This is a genomic window from Micromonospora fluostatini, from assembly GCF_050410825.1.
Classification (GTDB): domain Bacteria; phylum Actinomycetota; class Actinomycetes; order Mycobacteriales; family Micromonosporaceae; genus Micromonospora; species Micromonospora rosaria.
Map to the genome: position 1 here is coordinate 6448059 of NZ_CP191251.1, position 21584 is coordinate 6469642.

The window sequence follows — 21584 nt, forward strand, 5'->3', positions numbered from 1 at the left end:
TCCGTCGTCACCATGCATTCCATCGGGGGAGGTGCAGCCTTGACGGCTGTCCTGGAGATAGCGGGTCTCCGCAAGACGTACCGGAGTCGTCGGCGCGGTACCCGCAACGCGCTCGACGGGTTCGACATGCGGGTCGAGGCCGGTCAGGTACACGGCTTCCTGGGGCCCAACGGCTCGGGCAAGACGACCACCCTGCGGACGCTGCTCGGCCTGATCCGGTCCGACGGCGGGCGGATGGCCATCCTCGGGCACGAGGTGCCGGCCGCCCTGCCCACGGTGGCCCCCCAGGTCGGGGCGATCGTGGAGAGCCCGCAGTTCTTCCCGCACTTCACCGCCCGGGACACGCTGTCCCTGCTGGCCAGCGCCGGGGAGGTGCCCCGGCAGCGGGTCGACGAGGTGCTCGAACTGGTCGGGCTCCGCGACCGCGCGGGCGAGCGGGTCAAGACGTACTCGCTGGGCATGAAGCAGCGGCTCGCGGTCGCGTCGGCCCTGCTGAAGAACCCGAAGCTGCTCATCCTGGACGAGCCCGCCAACGGGCTGGACCCTGGCGGCATCCGGGAGATGCGCACCCTCACCCGCACCCTCGCCGAGTCCGGGATGACCGTGCTGCTCTCCAGCCACATCCTCGGCGAGATCCAGCTCATCTGCGACTCCGTCACCATCATCTCGCTGGGCCGCCGGGTCGCCTTCGGCCCCGTCGAGCAGGTGCTGGCGCAGCACGCCAGCAGCGCCGTCCGGGTCCGGCTGGAGGCGGCCACCGACCTGCCGGCCGCCGCCGACGCCCTCACCCGGGCCGGGCTCCAGGTGACCCCGTACCCCGACCACCTGATGCTCGCCGACGTCGACAAGCCGGCCGTGGTCAGTCGGCTGCTCGCCGAGCACGGCCTGTACGTCAGCGAACTTGCCCCGGTCGCCGTGGACCTGGAGAGCGTCTTCCTCGAACTCACCGCCACCGCACCCGTACCGGGCCAGCACCGCCAGGTCGACGAGTCCGCCCGGGTGGGCGGGGCGGCCCGGCCCGAGACCACCGGAGGAGGGTGGGGCGCGTGAGCCTCTACCGTACGGAGCTGCGCCGGCTCGTCAAGCGGCGCTTCACCCGCTACATGACCCTGCTGGGCCTGCTGGTCCTCGCGCTGGTGGTGGCCGGCCTCTTCGCCACCAACGAGAAGATCGGCCCGGAGCAGTGGGCGGCGGCCGAGCGGCAGGCCGACCAGCAGCACCAGGAGCAGGTGCGCTGGGCCGAGCGGGAACGGGCCAGTTGCGAGCGGGACCGGGCCGCCGGGGTGACGGACGACGGCCGGTACCCGACGGACTGTGCGGAGATCGTGCCGCCGCCGCGCGACCAGATCGAGGCGGAGTGGTTCCTCCCCGCCACCTTCGACTTCCGGAACGGCTTCGAGGAGATGCTGGTCGCGTTCACCGCGGTGCTGGCCCTGATCGCGTTCGTCGTCGGCGCCAGCTTCGTCGGGGCGGAGTGGAGCACCGGCGGCATGATGAACCTGCTGCTCTGGCGGCCCCGACGGGTGAGGGTGCTGCTGACCAAGCTGGCGGCGCTGGTCACCGGACTGGTCGCGGTGACCGTCTCCGCCGGGTTGCTCTGGACCGGGGGGCTGTGGCTCACCGCCGTCCTGCGGGGCAGCACCGAGCGGATGACCCCCGGGGTCTGGGAGTCGTTCGCCCTGACCGGGCTGCGCGGGCTGGCGTTGGTGCTGACCGTGGCGGTGGTCGGGTTCGGGCTGGCCTCGCTGGGCCGGCACACCGCCATGGCGCTCGGTGGCGCGATCGCGCTGGCGGTGGTGGGCCAGTTCGGCGTCGGCATCCTGCTCTCCATGGCCAACGTGGCCTTCGTCGAGCGCTGGCTGATGCCGACGTACGCCCTGGCCTGGATGCAGCAGAAGGTCACCCTCCAGGAGTGGCGGAGCTGTGTCAGCGACTTCAGCGGGCAGTGCCAGCCGGCCACCTACGACGTGACGTGGGGGCAGTCGGCGGTGCTCTTCGGCGCCGGCGTGGTGCTGGTGCTCGGCGCGGCGGTCTGGGCGATGCGGCGACGGGACATCTCCTGACGCGCCCCGGCACCGGCCACCGACGGGCCCCGGTACCGACCGGGGCCCGTCGCCGTACCCGGCGGTGACGTCAGCCACCACGGCGACGGATGCGTCCCGCGTCGGGCCTGGTTACGCTGGTCATCCCCGGTCGGCCCCGCCGTGCCGCCGCGTCCGAGCGAGGAGCGCCATGCAGCAGCCCGACGCCGCTCCCACCACCGGAATCAGCGTCCCGCCGCCGCGTACCGCACCCGAGACGGAACAGGTCGCGCCACCGCGTACCGCACCCGCAGCCGGGACCGAGCCGGCCGAAAGCGAGCCGGCCGGGGACGGAACCGCCGGGGCGTCCGCGCCGGGGGCGGGGCTGACCGAGCGGGAGCGCGGCATCCTCGCCTTCGAGCAGCAGTGGTGGCGGCACGCCGGGGCCAAGGAACAGGCGATCCGGGACACCTTCGGGCTCTCCGCGACCCGCTACTACCAGTTGCTGAACGCCCTGTTGGACAATCCGGCCGCGCTCGCCGCCGAGCCGCTGCTGATCGGCCGGCTCCGCCGGCTGCGCTCCTCGCGCGCCCGCAACCGCCGGCGCTGACCGCCGGCGGTCCCGCACCGGAGTTGGCGGTGCGGGCATGGGGTCGGACGGACCGGGTAGGCGGGTCCGGTCCGGCGGCGGTGACGGGTGCGAGCGTGGGGAGGCGACGGGGGATGGCGGCTGCGGGCGACCGGGGACGCCCGGCGACGGGTGCGGCGGGGGCCGCGCGTCCGGTGCGGGCCGTCGTGGACACCCCCGTGATGCGGGTACGCTCCGCCTCCGCGCCGGCCCCGGGCCGGCCGGTCAACGAGGACCTGGTGTTCCAGTTCGGCCCGCTGGTCGGGGTCCTCGACGGGGCGACCGTACCGGAGGGTTTCGAGACCGGGTGCGTCCACGGCCCGCAGTGGTACGTCCGGCACCTCGCGGCCCGGATCGGGCTGGCCGCGGCGGCCCGGCCGGCGGCGACGCTGATGAGCAACCTGGCCGCGGCGATCCTCGCGGTCCGGGCCGACCACGGCGGGCAGTGCGACCTCGACCATCCGGGCACCCCGTCCGCGACGGTCTGCCTGCTCCGTTGCGGCCCCGGCCAGGTGGACCACCTGGTGCTCTGCGACAGCCCGCTGGTGCTGGAGGCGGGCGGGCAGGTCCGGGTGGTGACCGACGACCGGCTGGCCGACGCGCTCGCCGACCTGCGCCGGATCGCCGAGACCGTGCCGGCCGGCGTGGGGGACGAGGCCACCCGGTTCCGGCGGGCGGTGGGTGTCCAGCGGGAGCGGATGAACCGGACACACGGGTACTGGGTGGCCGCCGCCGACCCGGACGCCGCGTACCACGCGGTGACCGGCACCCTTCCGCTGCACGGCCCCGGCGCGGTACGGCGGGCCGTGCTGCTCAGCGACGGCGCCTCCAGCGCGGTGGAGCAGTTCGGGCTCGTCGACTGGGCCGGGTTGCTGGACCTGGTCACCCGGGACGGGCCGGGCGCGCTCATCGACCGGGTCCGGGCCGCCGAGCGGGACCATCCGGAGCGGCTCCGCCGGCACAAGCGCTCCGACGACGCGTCGGCGGTGCTCTGCGAGTTCCCACCGACCGGGTGACGGCGTCCCCCGAGCCGGCCCGGGTGGACCGGGCCGGCTCGGTCGGGATCAGAACGCGGGCAGGACCGAGCCCTGGTACTTCTCCTCGATGAACCTCTTGACCTCGGCGGAGTGCAGCAGCTCCTCCAGCTTCACCACGCGCGGGTCGTTCTGCTCGCCGTCGCGGACCACCACCAGGTTGGCGTTCGGGTTGTTCTCGGCCTTCTCCAGCGCGAGCGCGTCGGTGGCCGGCTTCAGGCCGGACTCGATGGCGTAGTTGCCGTTGATCACCGAGGCGTCGGTGTCGTCGAGGCTGCGCGGAAGCTGGGCCGCCTCCAGCTCCCGGAACTGGAGCTGCTTCGGGTTGTCGGCGACGTCCCGCTGGGTGGCGGAGGTTCCCGCCCCCTCCTTCAGCGTGATGACGCCGTGCTGGGCGAGCAGGTTCAGCGCCCGGCCGGAGTTGGTCGGGTCGTTCGGGATCGCCACCACGGCCTTCTCCGGCAGCGCCTCCAGGGAGGTGACCTTCTTCGAGTACAGGCCGAGCGGCTCGATGTGCACCGGGGAGAGCGCGGTGAACCTGTACCCCTTGGCCTGCTTCTCGGTCTCCAGGTACGGCACGGTCTGGAAGTAGTTGGCGTCGAGCTGCTTCTCCTCCAGCGCCCGGTTCGGCTGGACGTAGTCGGTGAACTCGACGATCTCCAGCTTCAGCCCGGCCTGCTCGGCCAGGTTGTCCTTGATGTAGGTGAGGATCTCGCCGTGCGGCACCGGGCTGACCCCGACCTTGAGCGTGGCGTCGGGCGAGGCGGCGGCGCCGCTCTCGTCGGTGTCGGACCCGCAGGCGGCGAGGCCCAGGACGAGCGCGGTCGCGGCGAGTACTGCGGTGATGCGTCGCACGATGGATGCCTTCCTTCTGGTTATCGGTGCGCCAGCCGGCGGGTGATCACGTCACCCACCATCTGGACGAGTTGGACGAACGCCACCAGGAGCACCACCGTGGCGATCATGATGTCGTTCTCGAAACGCTGGTAGCCGTAGCGCAGGGCGAGGTCGCCGAGGCCGCCCCCGCCGATCACCCCGGCCATCGCCGAGTAGCCGATCAGCGCGACCACGGTGAGGGTGAGCCCGGCGACCAGGCCGGGCCGGGCCTCGCGGAGCAGCACCTTCCCGACGATCTGCCGCCGGTTGGCGCCCATCGCGTGGGCGGCGGCGATGACGTCCCGGTCGACCTCGCGCAGCGCGGTCTCCACGATCCGGGCGTAGAACGGGATCGCGCTGACCGTCAGCGGCACGATGGCCGCCGTGGTGCCGATGGTGGTGCCGACCACCGCCCGGGTGAACGGGATGATCGCGACCAGCAGGATGATGAACGGCAGTGAACGGCCGATGTTGACCACCAGGCCGAGCAGGGCGTTCACCGGCCGCGCCGGCAGCAGGCCGCCCGGCCCGGTGAGCACCAGGGCGACGCCGACCAGCAGCCCGCCGACCGCCGCGAGCAGGGACGCCACCCCCACCATGTACGCGGTCTCGCGCAGCCCCTGCCAGAGCAGCTCGACCAGGTCGTCGGCGATCATGCCGGCACCTCCACGGTGAGTCCGGCCGCGCGCAGGTGGGCGACGGCCGGTGCGGTCCGCTCGGCGTCTCCGGGCAGGGCCAGGCGCAGCCGCCCGGCGCGTCCACCGGCGAGCTGCTCCACGGTGCCGTTGACGATCTGCACGTCCAGGTCGAAGCGGCGGGCGAGGTCGGCGACGAAGGAACTGCCCGACCCGGTGACCGTCACGTCGACGACGGTGGTGTCCGGCAGCGCCGGCGGCGGACCGAGCGGGAACAGCTCGGCGGCCAGCTCCGAGCCGGGGCGGGCGATCAGCTCGGTGACCGGCCCGGACTCGGTGATCCGGCCGTCGCGCATCACCGCCACCGAGTCGCAGAGCCGCTTCACCACGTCCATCTCGTGGGTGATCAGCAGGATGGTCAGCCCGAGACGCTGGTTGAGGTCGCGGAGCAGGCCGAGGATCGACCGGGTGGTCTCCGGGTCGAGCGCCGAGGTGGCCTCGTCGGAGAGGAGCACCTTGGGCCGTCCGGCCAGCGCGCGGGCGATGCCCACCCGCTGCTTCTGCCCGCCGGAGAGCTGCGCCGGGTACGCGTCGGCCCGGTCGGTCAGCCCGACCAGGTCGAGCAGCTCGGCGACCCGCCGGCCGCGCTCGGCGCGGGGTACCCCCATCACCTCCAGCGCGAAGGCGACGTTCCCGGCGGCGGTACGGGAGCTGAGCAGCGCGAAGTGCTGGTGCACCATGCCGGTGCGCTGCCGGGCGGCGCGCAGCCGGGCCCCGCCCAGCGCGGTCAGCTCGACCCCGTCGACCGTGACGCTGCCCTCATCCGGCCGTTCGAGCAGGTTGACGCAGCGCAGGAGGGTACTCTTGCCAGCTCCGCTGCGGCCCACCACGCCGAAGACCTCACCGGCGCGGACGGAGAGGCTGACGCCGTCGACAGCGACGACCGAGCGCCCCTTGGCGCGGTACGTCCGGCGTAGTCCGTCCAGTTCGATCACGTTGGGTCCCTGTCGGCTTGTTTCCGGGGAGGGCATGACTCCCGATATTGTCTAGCGGGTAAGTAGGTTAATCGGTGTTTCGGCTTTTGACAGCCCTTGGTGAGGTGGAACACGGCTGGGCCGACCGGCCGTAACGCCCGACCGGACCGGCAGACGCCCGGCATTGGGGTGGACGGTGGCCGGCCCGGCGGGCAGACTGCGGCACGTGGCGGGTGCGGTCCGGCTGGAGCCGGTGGACGAGCGGAACCTGGAGCCCCTGCTCTCGGTGGCGGTCGCCGAAGCGGAGCCGGACGACGTCATGCCCCCGGTCGACGCGCCCGCCGGGTGGTCGCACGCCCGGCGGGAGGCGTTCCGGGCGTTCCACCGGGACAGCTTCGGCGGGCTGCCCGGCCCCACCGGGACCCAGATGTACGCGATCCTCGTCGGTGACGAGGTCGTCGGGATGGTCCGGATGGCGCGGCGGGACGAGCCCGGCACGGTGGAGGCCGGCATGTGGCTGGGCCGGTCCGCGCGTGGTCAGGGGCTCGGCGCGGCGGCGTTGCGGGAACTGCTGAACGCCGCCGCCGCGGTGGGGATGCACACCGTCGTGGCGCAGACCACCGCGCGGAACGCCGGTGCGCTGTCGGTCCTGCGCAAGCTCGGCGCGAAGATCCGTGAGGACGGCGACCGGGTGGTCGCCGAGATCTCCCTGGACACCCCGCAGGCCTGACACCGGTCCCGCTGCCCTGCGGACGGGCGGCCGGCGGGCGGCCGGCGAAACTGCCGACGGACCCGGAGGTGTCTCCTCGGGGCCCGGTGGGCGGGACCGCCTACCAGTCCCGCCACTGGTCGGTCAGCTCCGACCGGTCGAGGTCGCGCCGTGCGGTGAGCGCCGCCACGTCGACCCCGGCCTCGTGCAGGGCGGCGTCGATGTACTCGGCGAACGCCTCCCGCTCGCTGGTCTCGATCCGCCCGTGCTCGTCGTTGACGTCGTTGAGGGCGGTCACCACCCGCTCGACGGCCGCCCAGGCCTGCTCGTCGGAGGCCGGGTCGAGCGTCCGCAGGTCGGCGTCGAACCGGGTCAGCGTGGCGTCGGCGGCGGCCACGAACTCCGCCGGCCAGAGCCGCCCGGCGTACGCCTTCTCGGGGGTGAGCAGGCCGGCGGAGACCGCGACGGCCTGCTCCTCGGCGGCGCGTCGCCACCGCAGCGTGGGTCGTTCCATCATGGCGGGGACGGTAACCGCCGGGTACGACATGCCCAGGTCAGGGAGCGTGCTTCTCCGCGTACGCGGCCAGCCAGGCGACCTGGTCCGGGTCCAGGGACGGGCGGACCCGGCGACGGGCCGTGGCGACGTGCTCGGCGGTGACCGTGGCGGCGGTCAGCGACTCCCGCATCGCGGCCAGTGCCGACTCCCGGACCAGCGCCGCGCAGTCCGCCGCCGAGAAGCCGTCCAGCTCCTCGGCGAGCGCGGGCAGCTCGACGTCGTCGGCCAGCGGGACGTTGCGCGACGCGGCCTTGAGGATCTCCGTGCGGGCCTCGGCGTCCGGCGGTGGCACGTAGACCAGCCGCTCCAGCCGGCCGGGGCGCAGCAGGGCCGGGTCGATCAGGTCCGGGCGGTTGGTCGCCCCGATCACCACCACGTTGCGCAGCGACTCCACCCCGTCCAGCTCGGTGAGCAGGGCGGCGACCACCCGGTCGGTGGTGCCCCCGTCGGTGGCCTGACCCCGGGTCGGGGCGAGGGCGTCCACCTCGTCCAGGAAGACCAGGGTGGGGGCGGCCTCCCGGGCCCGGCGGAACAGTTCCCGGACCGCCCGCTCGCTCTCGCCGACCCACTTCGACAGCAGCTCCGCGCCCTTCACCGAGAGCACGTTCGCCCGACCCGTGCCGGCCAGCGCGGTGACCAGGAACGTCTTGCCGCAGCCGGGCGGGCCGTAGAGCAGCACCCCCCGGGGCGGCTGCACGCCGAGCCGGGCGAAGGTGTCCGGGTAGGTCAGCGGCCAGAGCACCGACTCGGTCAGCGTCTGCTTCACCTCCACCAGGTCACCGACGTCGTCCAGGGTGACCTTGGCGACCTCCAGCGTCGAGGAGGCCATCGTGGTGGGGCGGACCACCTCCAGCGCGGCGGTGAAGTCGGCCATCGCCACCGTCGGGGTGGCCTCGGTCTTCTGCCGCAGCGCCGCCCGCACCCCGGCCTCACGGACCAGCGCGGCCAGGTCGGCGGCGACGAAGCCCGGGGTACGCCCGGCGACCTCGTCCAGCCGGACGTCGTCGGCGAGCGGCACCTGCCGGGTCAGCACGGCCAACTGCTCGCGGCGCAGCGCGGCGTCCGGCAGCGGCACGGTGATCCGCAGCGAGAGCAGGTCCGGGGCGCGCAGCGCCGGGTCGACGGCCTCCGGCCGCCCGGTGGTGCAGACCACCGCCACGCCGGAGCGGAGCAGGTCGGTGAGCATCTGCCGGAACACGGTGGCCACCGGTCCCGGCTCGTCCGCCGGGGCCAGCGCCTCCACGTCGGTGACCAGCAGCACCGCCGGCCCGTCGGCGGTGACCTCGGCGACGACCGCGCGCAGCCGTTCCGCCGCGGCCTGGTTGCTCAGCGCGGCGACCTCGGGGGCCCAGACCGGGCGGACCCGGGCCCGGACCCCGGCGGCGACCGCCCGCACCAGCGCGGACTTGCCGGACCCGGCCGGCCCGCTGAGCAGCACGCCGAGCGAGACCGTGGTGCCCAGCCGGCCGAGCACCTCCCGGTGGTGGAACCCGAGGTCCAGCAGTTCGGTGAGCTGCTCGGCCTGGGCCCGCAGCCCGGGGAGGTCGTCGACGGAGGGCGTCCACTCCGCCGCCGCGTCCGGCCCGCCGTCCGGCTCCGTCGGGGCGTACCGGCCCGGCCCGGCCGTGGCCCCGGCAACCGGTCCGCCGGGGCGGCCACCGGTCGGCCCGCCCCGCCCACCGATCCGCGCCGAAGCGCCCGGTGCCGGGCCGGTGGGCCCGTGGGTGACCTGGCCGTGTTCCCAGCCGACCACGGTGTCCATGGTGACCAGCGAACCGGTCTCCGGCTCGGCGGCGACCACGGTGAGCAGGGTGCTGGTCCAGGCGTACCCGACGGTGTTGGACAGGCTGCGCCGGGCGGCCTCGACCAGCGTGCGGGCCGAGGCGTCCGGCAGCACGTCCTGCGGCAGCAGCGAGACGTCGTCGCCGGCGGTGACCACCTTGCCGAGCAGGGCCAGCCGGAGCATCTCCGGGGAGACCACCGCGACGATCTCGGCCGGGCCGGTGACCGTCACCCGCCGGGCGGCGGTCACCGGCAGCGGGCTCACGGTCACCTGCCCGCCGTCCCGGACCCCGAGGTTGCCCAGGATCAGGTCGTCGGCGTAGAGCAGGGCCGGGCTGGCGGTCGGTTCGGCTCGCGCCGCGATGCCGGCGGTCGTGCGCCGGCCGGCCAGCCGGACCGGGTCGCCGGGCCGCAGCGCCAGCGCGGTCAGGACCTCGGGGTGCAGTCGGACGATGCCCCGGCGGGCGTCCAGCGCCGCCGGTCGCAGGCTCGCGGTCAGGGTCAGGTCGGGTTGCGCCACCGCCCGACAGTAGCCGCCGGAAGCACGTCCTGCCTCGTCACGGGGTCGGGTCACCGTGCAGCAGGGACGGGTCGCGCCGGATCATCTCGGCCAGCCGGGCCGCCGGGTCCGGGTTCGTCCCGTCCGGTCCGGTCGGCCACTCCGGCACGGTCCGCACCGACATCGGCCGGACCGGCGGGGGGACCGCCTCGGCCTCCGCGCGGACCGTCACCGTCCCGGCGGACCAGCCCACCCGCAGCGGGTACGCCTGCCCGTCGTGCTCCACCCGCAGCGTCACCGCGACGCCGGGATGCTCGGCGACCACCCGGCGGACCGCCTCGGCGACCGCGCGCACCGGGTCCGTGCCCGCCGGGCCGACGGCGCGGGTGATCCCGGCGGCGACGCCGGCCGACGCGCCCGGGCGGCGGTCGGTGGCGCTCGCGGTGCCCCGGACGGTCTCCGGGCCGCTCTCCCGGATCCGCCGTGGGAGACCGCCGCCGCCCGTGCCGGGCCGGTCCGGGTCGACGCGCGGTCGCGGCGCGCCCCCGGCGGGGGCCGGCCGCTGCGGGCCGGCGTCGGCCGGGCGCGGCCGGTCCGCAGCACCGGTCCCGGCCGGGTCGCGCCGGTCCGGCGCAACGTCGTCGGGGCGGGCGTCGGGGCCGGTGGCGTCCGCCCCGGACGGGCCGGCCCGGTCGGTGCCGTCGACACCGGCGGGGGCCGGCCGCTGCCCGGCCCCGGCGCCCGCCAGGCCGCTGCGGTTCGCACCGCCGGGACCACCCGTACCCGCCTCCGGGCGCGGGCCGGCGTTGCGGCTGCCCGGATCGGCGGCCCGCCGCAACGCCTCCTCCCGTCGGGCCATCCGGGCCAGTGTCTCGTCCAGATCGCCTCGCATACCGTCGCCTCCTTCACGACGGGCCCGGCCGGTTCCGGCCTAGGCCCTCCCGTCCCGGGTGGCCCGGTCCAGCGCGCGGTCCAGGACGACCAGCAGGGCGTCCCGCACCGAGAGCCGTTCCCGGGCGTCGAACTCCACCAGGGGTACCTGTTCACCGATGGCCAGCGCCCAGCGGATCGAGTCGAGGTCGTGGGCCAGCCGGCCGTTGAAGGCGTTCACCCCGACGACGAACGGCAACCCGGCCCGCTCGAAGTAGTCGATCGCCGGGTAGCAGTCGTCGAGCCGGGCGCTGTCGACGACCACCAGCGCGCCCAGCGCACCCCGGGACAGGTCGTCCCACATGAAGCCGAACCGGGCCTGACCGGGCGTGCCGAACAGGTACAGCTTCAGGCTCTGGTCGATGGTGACGCAGCCGAAGTCCATCGCCACCGTGGTGGTGGTCTTCTCCGAGTCGGCGCCGGGCTCGTCGATGCCGATGCCGGCGCTGGTCATCACCGCCTCGGTGGTGAGCGGGACGATCTCGGAGATGGCACCGACCGTGGTGGTCTTGCCCACCCCGAACCCGCCGGCCACCACGATCTTGACCGGGATCGGTGCCCTGCCGTTCCGCCGGCCGGCCAGTGCGCCCGTCGTGCCCGGCGGCCGGTGCGGCTGGGTGTCCGGGACGGGGGCGACGGCCCGGCCGGTGACCGGAGCGGCCGCGAGGGCGTACCGGCCGGGGGCGCTGTTGGCGGCGAGTCCGCCCTGCGGCGGGACCGGCCATTCAGGAGATCGCACGGAGTCCATCAATCACTCGCAGGATGAGGTCGGGGTCGTGGGCGTCCACGACGTCACTGACGTGCACATCAAGGTGGCCGGAGGCGCGCAGGTCACCGACCAGGACCCGGGTGACGCCGAGGTGCATCCGGGTCCGGGCGGAGATCTCCGCGACCGAGAGCGGTTCGACGCAGAGCGCGACGATCGCCTGGAGTTCCGGGGTGAGCCGCGCGACCGGGTCGACGCCCCAGGTCGTGCCCGGCGCGCGGGCGGTCACCTGGGTCTCCAGCCCGATCGCCGGGTCGGCCCCGGTGACCCGCCCGGCGGTGAGCACGAAGGGGCGCAGCTCGGCCGGCCGGGCCGGCTCGCTCTCCGGCGCGGGCGCCGGTGTCTGGTCGGGGAGCGGGGACGGGGCCCGCAGGTACGGCCGGATCCGGAACGTCGGTTCGGCGTCCGTCTCCTCGCCGGCGGGATCCACGGTCACTGCTGGACGGCGTTCTTCAACTCGGCGATCAGGCGCGGGCTGAGCGCGCTGCCGGCCCGGCCGGCGAAGAGCGTCATCTCGTACGCCACGGTGCCGAGGTTCGCCGACCGGTCGGCGACCACGCCGAGCACCGAGCCGCTGCTGATCGCGCTGATCAGCAGGTACCCCTCGGCCATGTCCACGATGACCCGGTTCAGCCCGCCCAGCGCGTACCAGCTCGCCGCGCCGCCGGCGAGGCTGGTCATGCCGGAGACCACGGCGGCGAGGCGTTCGGCGTTGGAGCGGTCCTTGATGGCCGACATGGCCATCAGCAACCCGTCGGAGGAGACCGCGATCGCCTCCAGCACCCCGGCCGTGCTGGAGGTGAAGGAGTCCAGCAGCCAGTTGAAGGTGCGCGCCTCAGGGCTCAGGTCGCCGGCGGGATGACTCTGGTGGTCGACGTTCTCGTGTACGTGCGGGCTGGTCACCGTGTCGTTCCTTCTTCAGTGCGGCGGTCGGGACGGACTTCGCGCAGAGCCCGGGCGACGCCGGTCTCGAACGCGTTGATGAGATCGCGGACCTCGGCCGGGTCGCCGGGGTGCTGGGCGGGGGGTTGCCGGGGCGGCGGGACGGTCAGGTTGGCCCCCGGCACCCGCCGGGTCAGCTTCGTCCGCCCGGCCGCCGGCACCACCGTGACGGGACGCGGGGCGGCCTCCGGCTGGCCGGCCGCCGGCACCATCGTGACGGGACGGGGGGCGGCCTCCGGCCGGACGGCGGGGGTCGCCGCCGGCAGGGGCGGGGCGTCCTCCGGCCGGACCTGCTCCGCCCGGCGTACCCCGGACTCGAACTGCTCGACGAGCGCGCGGGCGGCGGCCGGGTCCGCGCCGGTGGCGTCCACCGGGGCGACCACCGGGGCGGTCCGGGGCAGGCTGGCCCCGGGGACCCGCTGCCGGATCCCGGGCATCCGGCCGGGCCGGCTCCCCGGCGCCGGGGCGATCTGGAGCACCTTCGCCCGCACCGGCTCGGCGACGGCCGGGGCGGTACCGGGCGTCGGGGGCGTGCCCGGCGGGGCGGCGGGGTCGGTGGCCGGCGCGGCGCCGAAGGCGTCCCAGGAGTCGCCGGTCTCCATGCTCTCGGTCGCCCGGGTGAGCAGCGTCGGGTCGAAGTCGGGCAGCGCCGCCGGGTCCAGCACCGGCCGGGCCGGGCCCGCGCCGACCACGGCCAACGCCCGACCGGTCCGGGGCGGGGTGTCGGGCCGCCGGCGGGAGGGGCCACTCGGCCCGGGGCGGTCCCGGCTGGGCAGGGCGGCCCGCGCGACCACGGCGTCGGTCCGCTCCGCCGGGCCGACCACCAGGCAGGACCGGGGGATCCGGATGGTGGCGGTGACCCCGCCCGCGGCGGTCCCGGCCAGCGAGACCAGCCAGCCGTGCCGGCGGGCCAGCCGACCCACCACGAAGAGGCCGAGCACCTCGGTCGGGGCGAGGTCGAGCCGCTCCCGGCGGGTGAGTCGGGCGTTCTCCTCGGCCAGCCGATCCTCGCTCATGCCGATGCCGTGGTCCACCACGGACAGCGTGGCGCCGTCCTCGGTGAGCACCCCGGTGACCACCACCCGGGTGTGCGGCGGGGAGAAGACGGTGGCGTTCTCCATCAGCTCGGCGAGGGTCAGCACCAGGTCGCCGATGACCGCCGGCGCGGCCGAGACGCCGGCCGGCACCTGCACGTCGACCCGGGTGTAGTCCTCGATCTCACCGAGCGCGAGGCGGACCGCGTCGGCCAGTGGCACCGGTGCCACGTGCGCGTCGTCGCCCTTGGCCCCGGAGAGCACCACCAGGCTGCCCGCGTTACGGCGCAACCGGCTGGAGATGTGGTCGAGCCGGTACATCTGCTCCAGCCGGCCCGGGTCGGTCTCCTGCCGTTCCAGCCGGTCGATCAGGGCGAGTTGCCGGCCCACCAGGTTCTGCGTACGCCGGCCGACGTGGCCGAACATCTGGGCCACGTTGCGTCGGCTGGCCACCTGCCGTTCCACCAGCCCGGCGGCGGTGTTCTGGACCCGTTCGAAGGCGCGGGCCAGGTCACCGATCTCGTCGCGGGCCCGGATGTCGACCGGGTCGAGGCGTACCGGCTGGGCGGTGTCGGACTCGTCGTCGGCGACCCGGACCAGCTCGGACTCGGCGACCCGGGCGACCCGGTCGGCGGAGCGGGTGAGCCGGGTCAGCGGCCGGGCCACCGCCCGGCCCACCGCGAGGGCGAGCAGCACGACGACGACCAGGATGGTGACCACCAGGGCGCTCACCCAGTACGCGGCGGACAGGGCCGCGGTGCGGTCGGCGCGCACCTCGGCGGTGACGTCGGCGACCAGCTTCTTCTCGACGAACTGGCCCAGGGTGATCATCGAGGAGACGGCCGGGTAGAGCGACTCCACCTCCAGCCCGGCGGTCGCCGCCACCGGGTCGAGGCCCGACTGCACGAGGAAGTCCGGGTTGGTCCGGGCGGTCACCGCGGCGGCCTCCAGGTCCACCAGGGCGAGCTGCTCGGGCGTGATCAGACTGCTGAACCGCACGCTCTCCGTGTTCAGGGTGGCCATGTTCGCCACGTAGGCGGTGGCGAGCTGGTCGGTGGGCTGGGCGGCGACCAGCACGATCAGGGTGGCCCCGGCGCTCATCCCCTCACCGGTCCGCAGCATGCCGTCCAGCGCCAGCACCTGCCGTCCGGCGGAGGTACGGGTGTCCACGTCGAAGCGCAGCCGCAGCGAGTCGATCAGGGCGGTGTGCACCGGCCCGTACCCGCCCAGGATCTGCTCCGGGGCGGCCTGCCCGGCCAGGACCGCCGTGCGCAGCTCGGCCAGCGTCCGGGTGCCGTCGAGGGCGGTGCCGACCTGGGCCGGCAGGTCGGTGCCGAGGTCGGCGCGCAGGTCGGCGATCCGGTCGTCCACCTCGGCGATCTGCTGCACCAGGTCGGTGCGCTCGACCTGACCGAGCAGCAGGCCGACGGCGAGCAGCCGCTCCCGCTGGAGGTGTTGCAGCAGCGTGCCGACCCGGCCGGCGACGTGGACGGTACGGGCGATCTCGTCGGCCCGCTGCGCCACCGAGGCCCGTTCCCAGACCACCGGCACGGTGAGCCCGGCCATGCAGAGCAGCGGGATGGTCACCAGCAGGGCGAGCTTGCCCCGGATCCGGAGCCTACCGAGCAGCATCGAAGGGCCTCCACCGGTCGGGTTCCCGCCCCGGGCCCACCGGCTGGAGCACCGGTGCCGGCGCGGCGGGCGCGCGGCCGGGCTGCGGCACGGTCGGCGGCTCCCACCGGCCGGCCCCGGCCGCCCCGTCCGGCCCGACGAGTTCGGCGTCCCCGCCGGTCGGGGTGTCTCGCCGACGGGACACCCAGCCGCTCCCGGCGAGGACCAGCAGGAGCAGCCCGGCGACCCCGCCGGCCGCGACGTTCAGGGCGACGTCCCGGTCGAACTGCTCGACCCGGTCCCGCAGCAGCCGGTCGAGTTCGTCGAGGATGACCGGCTGGAGCAGGTTGGCGGCGTTCTGCGCCTGGGACCGGACGGCGGCGAGCCGGACCGCGTCCACGGTCTGCGCCCGCCCGGCCGGCTGGGAGACCGCCGCCATCGCCTCGACGGCCCGCTGGTACGTGTCGAGCGGGGTGAGCACGCTCGCGCCGAGGTCGGTGCTCTCCGAGCTGTCCACCGCCGACTGGAGGTTGCTGACCAGGTCGTTCGCGGGCTGGAGGGCGGCGAAGCGGAGGGTGGCCAGCTCACCCAGGGAACGGACCCGCTCGGCGGCCGGCCGCTGCTCCATCAGTACCGCCAGGTCGGTGAGGCGGCCGGCGGCCACCATCGCCTCCGGCATCTCCTCACCGACGCCGTCCTGGAGGAAGTACGAGTCGGAGCCGGGGTCCCGGATCAGGCCGGAGGTCTCCCGGATCTTGCCGTGCAGCGCCAGCAGCAGGTCGGTGGCCTCGCCGTACGCGGTGAAGGCGGCCTCCGGTTCGGTCAGCGACCGGTCGGGCAGCCCCTCCAGCTTGGCGCGCAGCCCGGCCCACCGCTCGGTGCTGCGCAGTTCGGCGCCGATCCGGGCGTCGACGGCCGCGGCCTCCTCCACCGCCCGGTCCAGGGCGTCCCGGGACGTCGGCCGTCCGGCGACCGCGGCCGTCTGCGCCTCCACCAGTGCGTCGGTGACCGGGCCGAGGGCGCGCAGGTACTCGACGCCGAGGCGCTCCCGTTCGGCCATCGAACGGTCGGCGTCGACCAGCCGGTGGGCCCGTACGACGAGGAACGCCACCGGCAGGAGCAGCGCGGTGGCGAGTAGCAGCGGCAACAGGCGGCCCGGTGTCCGGGGCCGGGGACGGACCCGCGGAGCGGGAACGGTCATGGTGGTCTCCATCCGGCGTCGGCGCTCGGGTACGGGGGACGGTGTGACAGCTTCGGTCCCGTGCGCCGGACCGGAAACCTAATCGACGGGAGATGCCCTGGTAGGGGTCTGCCACGGTCAGTTTTGCGTCACTTCGAGTGATGTCACGCGAAGAGGGTGCACCGGACACGGTGCGTACTGTTGTCGGGGTGACATGACATGATCAGGTCGGTTATTAACCCCAAGGCGTGAATTCACGTGATCCGAATTCACGCGAGGCAACGCCGGCCGACGTTGTGCGGACGACCTCTTGCGGCTGACGATCGGCCGATCAGGACGGACGTACGGCGGATCTCAGCCAATGCTCAGGATCCGGGCCGTACCGTGTGCCGAATGAGATCGCCGCTTCCGGCTGCGCGGATCCGCCGTGCCCTGCCCACCGGCCGCCGGGCCGTCGCCGCGTCGGTGGCCGTCGTCCTGCTGGCGGGGCTGGTGGTCTGGGCGGTCTGGCCCGACCGGCCGGGCTTCCGCACCGAGTCCGCGATGCTCACCGTGCGCTCCGGGCCGAACGGCGACGAGCCGGTCGACCTGGACACCACGTTCTACCTGCCGGACGGCGCCTCGGCCGACCGGAAGGTCCCCGCCGTGCTGCTCGCGCACGGCTTCGGCGGCACCAAGGAGTCGGTCCGGGCCGACGCCGAGGACCTGGCCGGGCGCGGGTACGCCGTGCTGGCCTGGACCGCCCGGGGCTTCGGCCGCAGCGGCGGCCAGATCCACCTGGACGACCCCGACTACGAGGTCCGCGACGGCCAGCGGCTGCTGGACTGGCTGGCCGCCCGGCCGGAGATCCGGACCGACGCCGAGGGCGATCCCCGGGTCGGCGTGGTCGGCGGCTCGTACGGCGGCGGCCTGGCTCTCCTGCTCGCCGCCCAGGACCAGCGGGTCGACGCGATCGTCCCCATGATCACCTGGAACGACCTGGCCCGCTCCTTCCTGCCCGAGAGCACCGGCGGGGAGGCCACCCGGGGCGTCTTCAAGTCCGGCTGGGCCGGCATCTTCTTCGGCGGCGGCGGGAACACCGGCTCCGGCCCGGCCGGGCTCTCCGGCAACACCGCCGCCGAGCAGCCCGAGGGGGCGCCGGCCTCGGCCGGCCCGCCCAGCCCCGCGCCCGGCCAGGGGCCGGGCACCGCACCGGGCGCGCCGACCACCGGGGCCATCGGTGACCCGTCCTGCGGCCGGTTCGCCGCCGACGTCTGCGCCGCGTACCTGCGGATCGCCGCCACCGGCCGGGCCGACCAGGCCGCCGTCGACCTGCTGCGCCGGTCCAGCCCGGCCGGGGTGCTGGACCGGATCGCGGCGCCCACCCTGCTGGTGCAGGGCGCGGCGGACACCCTCTTCCCGCTCGCCGAGGCGGACGCCAACGCCCGGGGGATCGCCGCGAACGGCACCCCGGTCCGGGTCGCCTGGTTCACCGGCGGGCACGACGGCGGATCGGGGCCGCGCTCCGACTCCGACCGGGTGAAGTTCCTGACCGCGCAGTGGCTCGACCACTACGTCGCGGGCGAGGGGGCCGCGCCGGGCGACGACTTCACCTTCTCCCGGATCGCCGGCTTCGACGCGATGGACCGGGGCCTGGTGGCGACCGGGTACCGCCGCACCGACTACCCCGGCCTGGCCGGGGACGCCCGGCGCGAGGTCGCGCTGGCCGGGCCGCCCCAGCCGGTCGCCAACCCGCCCGGCGGCAACCCGGCCGCGATCTCCGCACTGCCCTTCGCCGGCTCGCTGAGTTCCCTGCTCGGCGGGGTGGCCGGGGACATCCCCGGGCAGCACGCCCGGTTCGAGTCCGAGCCGCTGACCGAGGCCGTCGACGTGGTCGGGTCGCCGACGGTGCGGATCCGGGCCGCGTCGGCCACCGGCGAGGCGGTCGTCTTCGTCAAGCTCTACGACGTCGACCCGGAGGGCGGGGCCACCCTGCCCAGCGGGCTGGTCGCCCCGGTCCGGCTGACCGGCCTGCCGGCGACGGTCGACGCGGCCCAGCCGGTCACCGTCACCCTGCCGGCGATCGTGCACCGGGTGGAGGCCGGGCACCGGCTCCGGCTGGTGGTCGCCACCTCCGACCAGGCGTACACCACGCCGATCGCGCCGACCGTGTACACCGTGGCGGCCGGCGACGCGCCGGTGAGCCTGCCCACGGTCACCGCGGACCCGATCCCGACCGAGGCCGCCCTGTGGCGCTGGGTCCTGGTCGGGCTGCTCGCCGCGATCGTGGTCGGGCTCGTCGTGGTCGTCGCCGTGGTCCGCCGCCGGCACCGTCGCCAGGACAGCTCGATCCATCCCGGGTACGCCGGCACCCCGCTGGCCGTACGCAACCTGCGCAAGGAGTACGCCGACGGCTTCGTCGCCGTGTCGAACGTCGACTTCGAGGTGCACCCCGGGCAGGTGGTCGGCCTGCTCGGGCCGAACGGGGCGGGCAAGACCACCACGTTGCGGGTGCTGATGGGGCTGACCCAACCCACCGCCGGGGAGATCTACGTCTTCGGGCACCGGCTGGTGCCCGGTTCCCCGGTGCTGTCCCGGATCGGTTCCCTCGTGGAGGGACCCGGCTTCCTGCCGCACCTGTCCGGGCTGGACAACCTCAGGGCGTACTGGCGGGCGACCGGGCGGCCGTGGGAGGACGCGCACTTCGACCAGGCGCTGGAGATCGCCGGACTGGGCGACTCGGTGCACCGCAGGACCCGCAAGTACAGCCACGGGATGCGGCAGCGGCTCGCCATCGCCCAGGCCATGCTGGGGCTGCCGGAGCTGCTGGTGCTCGACGAACCGACCGACGGGCTGGACCCGCCGCAGATCGCCGAGATGCGCCGGGTGCTCCAGCGGTACGCCACCGACGGGCGGGCGGTGCTGGTCTCCAGCCACCTGCTCGCCGAGGTGGAGCAGACCTGCACCCACGCGGTGGTGGTCAACAAGGGACGGATCGTCGCCTCCGGGCCGGTCGAGGAGATCGTCGGCGAGTCGCCGAGCGTGCTGTTCGAGGTGAGCGACCCGGACGCCGCCCGGGAGGTGCTGGACCGCCTGGAGGGGGTCCGGGTGCTGCCCGACGGTGAGGGCGGCCTGGTGGTGGACACCAACGGCACCGCCCGCAGCGAGGTGGTGGCCGAACTGGTCCGGGCCGGGGTCGGGGTGGACCGGGTGGTGCCGAGGCGCCGCCTGGAGGACGCGTTCCTCGCCCTGGTCGGCGAGAACTCTCGGGGAAGCGGAGACCGGTGATGGGTGAGTCGTCGTCGAGCGCCGGTACGCGCCCCGCCGCAGCGGGTACGGCCGGGTCGCCGGTCGGGGCGGCGGCGGGCTACCGGCCGTCGGCCACCCTGCCGTTCTGGGCGGAGTTCCGCCGGCAGGCGTCGCGGCGGCGGACCCAGCTCGCGCTGGGGTTCATGGTCCTGCTGCCGTTGATCATCCTGATCGCGTTCCAGTTCGAGACGAACAACGAGGAGGAGAACGGCGGGGGTGAGTTCGGCAGCCTGATCGACCTGGCCACCACCGGCGGGCTGAACTTCACCCTCTTCTCGATCTTCGTGTCGGCGTCGTTCCTGCTGGTCGTGGTGGTGGCGCTGTTCTGCGGGGACACCGTGGCCAGCGAGGCGAGCTGGGGGAGCCTGCGCTACCTGCTGGCGGTCCCGGTGCCCCGGGCCCGGCTGCTGGCGGTCAAGCTGCTGGTGGCGCTCAGCTACTCGGCGCTGGCCCTGCTGTTGCTCGCCGGCACCGCGCTGCTCGCCGGCACCCTGCGCTACGGCTGGTCGCCGCTGCGCAGCACGGTCGCCGCCCAGATCGAGCCGGGCGAGGGGGTGCTGCGGCTGCTCGGCGTGCTCGGGTACCTGGCGATCGTCCTGCTGGCGGTGGCCGGGCTGGCGTTCCTGCTCTCCGTGGTCACCGACGCCGCGCTCGGCGCGGTCGGCGGCGCGGTGCTGCTCTGGATCCTGTCCAGCATCCTGGACCAGATCACCGCGCTCGGCGTGGTACGCGACTTCCTGCCGACCCACTACAGCACCGCCTGGCTGGGGCTGCTCTCCACTCCGGTGCAGACCGACGACCTGGTCCGGGGCGCCATCTCGGCGATCAGCTACGCCACCCTCTTCTGGGGTCTCGCCTTCTGGCGCTTCACCCGCAAGGACATCACCAGCTAGGTGCAAGGAAGGGCCCCCTGTTAACCCATCCGGTAGAGCAGGGGCCCCTTCTTAACCACGCAGGCCCGTCCCAGCCTGCCGTGGGAGCGTTCCCACGAAGAGGGATTGAATCGACGGTGTTAAATCAGTGAGGCATTCTGTCAACTCCAGGTCAAATCCCTGTCATGGAGGTGTCAGATGAACCTCGACCGGTTCGGCCAACCGGCGCTGTCCCTGTTCCGCATGGTCGTCGGCCTGCTCTTCCTCTTCCACGGCACCGCGTCGCTGTTCGGCGTCTTCGGCGGCAACCGGGGCGCCGGCACCTCGGTGCCGATCGGCGAGTGGCCAGGCTGGTGGGCGGCGTTGATCCAGTTCGCCTGCGGGGTGCTGGTGCTCGTCGGTCTCTTCACCCGCCCCGCCGCGCTGCTCGCGTCCGGCTCGATGGCGTACGCGTACTTCGTGGTGCACCAGCCCGAGGCGCTGCTGCCGCTGCGCAACGGCGGCGAGCTGGCCGCCCTCTTCTGCTGGTCGTTCGTCCTGATCGCCGTCCTCGGGCCGGGCCGGTGGGCGCTGGACACCCTGTTGTGGCCGCGCCGCGCCGGGGCCCGGGTCGACGGCGTGGAGGAACGGCGACCGGTGGCTGCCTGAGTTCCGGCTGCCGCCGGCCGGCTCCGACGCCGCGGAGCCGGCCCGGTCCCCTACCCGCCCGGCAGCGCGGTCGTGATGTCGGTACACGCCTCTGCTGCCGCCTCAGCTCACTGGCTGCACACCTTCCAGGCGCCGTTCTCCTTCACCACCTGGAAGACCCGGTTGTCGCCTCCGGTGCTGACCGTCACCTCACCGGTGGAGGTGCCGTTCACGGTGCGTACCGAGGTGTTGGTGATCCGGTACTCGCCCAGCGGCTCGGCCGACCGCTGCCGGGTGAACTGCTCCTCGGTCATCTCGCCGCGCAGCCGCTCGCAGAGCCGCTCGTAGGCGGCGGGGTAGTCACCCGACCGGGTGTCCTCCAGGTACCCCGAGACCACGTCCCGGGCCGGCGCGGTGCTGGTCTGGACGGTACGGAAGATCCAGAAGCCGCCGCCGGCCACCCCGCCGCAGCAGAGCAGCGTCACCACGGCGGCCACGATGATCAGGGTTCGGGTCGTCTTGTTGAGTCCACGGGGCTTCGGCGGCGGGCCGGGCATCCCGTAATTCGGGGGGTAGGTCACGCCGGCAGCATAGAAACCCCAGGCCAGCCCGATGCCGGG

20 protein-coding genes are annotated in these 21584 nt (G+C 74.6%); 8 read left to right on the forward strand and 12 right to left on the reverse strand.

Features of this window, described 5'->3' with window-relative positions:
- The first annotated feature begins 39 nt into the window (after positions 1-39).
- The 4 genes from ACQUFX_RS28720 to ACQUFX_RS28735 all read left to right on the forward strand — a co-directional run bounded on the left by ACQUFX_RS28720 (position 40) and on the right by ACQUFX_RS28735 (position 3665).
- On the forward strand, positions 40-1050 hold the full coding sequence (locus ACQUFX_RS28720; protein ID WP_428963321.1) for an ATP-binding cassette domain-containing protein: 1011 nt from the start codon (positions 40-42) through the stop codon (positions 1048-1050).
- Positions 1047-2063, forward strand: coding sequence for an ABC transporter permease subunit (locus ACQUFX_RS28725; RefSeq protein WP_428963322.1), 1017 nt, complete (start codon positions 1047-1049; stop codon positions 2061-2063). The genes ACQUFX_RS28720 and ACQUFX_RS28725 overlap by 4 nt, the downstream gene beginning before the upstream one ends.
- Positions 2064-2232: 169 nt before the next feature.
- Positions 2233-2631 (forward strand): DUF3263 domain-containing protein, encoded by a 399-nt coding sequence (locus ACQUFX_RS28730; protein WP_428963323.1) that lies wholly within the window; start codon positions 2233-2235, stop codon positions 2629-2631.
- A 185-nt stretch (positions 2632-2816) separates the two neighbouring features.
- Entirely contained in the window at positions 2817-3665 is an 849-nt protein-coding gene (locus tag ACQUFX_RS28735) for a hypothetical protein (protein ID WP_428963324.1), read from the forward strand.
- Between the two features lie 48 nt (positions 3666-3713).
- On the opposite strand, the gene ACQUFX_RS28740 is transcribed toward ACQUFX_RS28735, so the two are convergent.
- The 3 genes from ACQUFX_RS28740 to ACQUFX_RS28750 are packed head-to-tail and all read right to left on the reverse strand — an operon-like array spanning position 3714 to position 6189.
- Positions 3714-4538 carry a MetQ/NlpA family ABC transporter substrate-binding protein gene (locus tag ACQUFX_RS28740; protein WP_428963325.1) on the reverse strand — a complete coding sequence of 275 codons (825 nt, stop codon included), beginning with the start codon at positions 4536-4538 and terminating at the stop codon, positions 3714-3716.
- 20 nt (positions 4539-4558) lie between these two features.
- Positions 4559-5215, reverse strand: coding sequence for a methionine ABC transporter permease (locus ACQUFX_RS28745; protein WP_067367318.1), 657 nt, complete (start codon positions 5213-5215; stop codon positions 4559-4561).
- On the reverse strand, positions 5212-6189 hold the full coding sequence (locus tag ACQUFX_RS28750) for a methionine ABC transporter ATP-binding protein (RefSeq protein ID WP_428963326.1): 978 nt from the start codon (positions 6187-6189) through the stop codon (positions 5212-5214). Before ACQUFX_RS28750 ends, ACQUFX_RS28745 begins: the two co-directional genes overlap by 4 nt.
- Positions 6190-6394: 205 nt before the next feature.
- Between ACQUFX_RS28750 and ACQUFX_RS28755 the strand changes: the two genes are divergently transcribed.
- Entirely contained in the window at positions 6395-6898 is a 504-nt protein-coding gene (locus ACQUFX_RS28755) for a GNAT family N-acetyltransferase (RefSeq protein ID WP_428963327.1), read from the forward strand.
- Between the two features lie 100 nt (positions 6899-6998).
- Here the strand turns inward: ACQUFX_RS28755 and ACQUFX_RS28760 are convergent, their stop codons facing one another.
- The 8 genes from ACQUFX_RS28760 to ACQUFX_RS28795 are packed head-to-tail and all read right to left on the reverse strand — an operon-like array spanning position 6999 to position 16198.
- Complete coding sequence (locus ACQUFX_RS28760; RefSeq protein ID WP_428963328.1) at positions 6999-7394, reverse strand: hypothetical protein; 396 nt, start codon at positions 7392-7394, stop codon at positions 6999-7001.
- A gap of 37 nt (positions 7395-7431) precedes the next feature.
- Positions 7432-9735: an AAA family ATPase gene (locus tag ACQUFX_RS28765; protein WP_428963329.1), complete on the reverse strand. Its 2304-nt coding sequence runs from the start codon at positions 9733-9735 to the stop codon at positions 7432-7434.
- 37 nt (positions 9736-9772) lie between these two features.
- Positions 9773-10606, reverse strand: coding sequence for a hypothetical protein (locus ACQUFX_RS28770; RefSeq protein WP_428963330.1), 834 nt, complete (start codon positions 10604-10606; stop codon positions 9773-9775).
- Between the two features lie 39 nt (positions 10607-10645).
- Positions 10646-11392 carry a GTP-binding protein gene (locus tag ACQUFX_RS28775; RefSeq protein WP_428963331.1) on the reverse strand — a complete coding sequence of 249 codons (747 nt, stop codon included), beginning with the start codon at positions 11390-11392 and terminating at the stop codon, positions 10646-10648.
- Positions 11370-11846, reverse strand: coding sequence for a DUF742 domain-containing protein (locus ACQUFX_RS28780; RefSeq protein ID WP_428963332.1), 477 nt, complete (start codon positions 11844-11846; stop codon positions 11370-11372). Before ACQUFX_RS28780 ends, ACQUFX_RS28775 begins: the two co-directional genes overlap by 23 nt.
- Entirely contained in the window at positions 11843-12313 is a 471-nt protein-coding gene (locus ACQUFX_RS28785) for a roadblock/LC7 domain-containing protein (protein ID WP_067362866.1), read from the reverse strand. The genes ACQUFX_RS28780 and ACQUFX_RS28785 overlap by 4 nt, the downstream gene beginning before the upstream one ends.
- The gene (locus ACQUFX_RS28790; RefSeq protein ID WP_428963333.1) at positions 12310-15018 is read right to left on the reverse strand and encodes a sensor histidine kinase; all 2709 of its coding nucleotides are present in this window, start codon (positions 15016-15018) and stop codon (positions 12310-12312) included. The genes ACQUFX_RS28785 and ACQUFX_RS28790 overlap by 4 nt, the downstream gene beginning before the upstream one ends.
- Positions 15005-16198 (reverse strand): hypothetical protein, encoded by a 1194-nt coding sequence (locus ACQUFX_RS28795; protein WP_428963334.1) that lies wholly within the window; start codon positions 16196-16198, stop codon positions 15005-15007. The genes ACQUFX_RS28790 and ACQUFX_RS28795 overlap by 14 nt, the downstream gene beginning before the upstream one ends.
- 372 nt (positions 16199-16570) lie before the next feature.
- On the opposite strand from ACQUFX_RS28795, the gene ACQUFX_RS28800 reads away from it, so the two are divergent.
- The 3 genes from ACQUFX_RS28800 to ACQUFX_RS28810 all read left to right on the forward strand — a co-directional run bounded on the left by ACQUFX_RS28800 (position 16571) and on the right by ACQUFX_RS28810 (position 20985).
- Positions 16571-19444: an alpha/beta fold hydrolase gene (locus ACQUFX_RS28800; protein ID WP_428963335.1), complete on the forward strand. Its 2874-nt coding sequence runs from the start codon at positions 16571-16573 to the stop codon at positions 19442-19444.
- Positions 19444-20358 carry an ABC transporter permease gene (locus ACQUFX_RS28805; RefSeq protein ID WP_428963336.1) on the forward strand — a complete coding sequence of 305 codons (915 nt, stop codon included), beginning with the start codon at positions 19444-19446 and terminating at the stop codon, positions 20356-20358. The genes ACQUFX_RS28800 and ACQUFX_RS28805 overlap by 1 nt, the downstream gene beginning before the upstream one ends.
- A 177-nt stretch (positions 20359-20535) precedes the next feature.
- Positions 20536-20985: a DoxX family protein gene (locus tag ACQUFX_RS28810; protein ID WP_428963337.1), complete on the forward strand. Its 450-nt coding sequence runs from the start codon at positions 20536-20538 to the stop codon at positions 20983-20985.
- Between the two features lie 107 nt (positions 20986-21092).
- On the opposite strand, the gene ACQUFX_RS28815 is transcribed toward ACQUFX_RS28810, so the two are convergent.
- A complete protein-coding gene (locus ACQUFX_RS28815; protein WP_428963338.1) occupies positions 21093-21545 on the reverse strand; it encodes an Rv0361 family membrane protein in 453 nt (150 codons plus the stop codon).
- Between the last annotated feature and the right edge of the window lie 39 nt (positions 21546-21584).